The 280-nt window shown below is 46.8% G+C and carries 1 pseudogene; it reads left to right on the top strand.

From position 1 onward, the window contains the following. Window positions 1-280: pseudogene (locus KVT27_RS24285) on the top strand (nickel-dependent lactate racemase); the annotation flags it as partial.

Below are 280 nucleotides of genomic sequence, written 5' to 3'. Positions count from 1 at the left end.
AATCGCATGTGCAAGCCCCATTTTATGCTTAATGTGACATTAAATAAATCGAAGGAAATCACGCGGATTTTTGCCGGTGAGTTGTTTGAAGCCCATGATCAAGGGTGTGCCTTCACCAAACAGCATGCGATGATCCCGGTTGAGAATCGGTTCGATGTCGTCATCACTTCCAATTCAGGATATCCGTTGGCCCAGAATTTGTATCAGGCGGTTAAAGGGATGAGTGCGGCCCATAAGATTGTGAAAGAGGGAGGAACCATCATCTGTGCCGCTGAATGCT

Source organism: Lysinibacillus sp. GbtcB16 (assembly GCF_019091145.1).
In the GTDB taxonomy this organism is placed as follows: Bacteria; Bacillota; Bacilli; order Bacillales_A; family Planococcaceae; genus Lysinibacillus; species Lysinibacillus fusiformis.
Note: the sequence above shows the minus strand (reverse complement) of the source record. Positions and strands in the feature narration are given on the sequence as shown.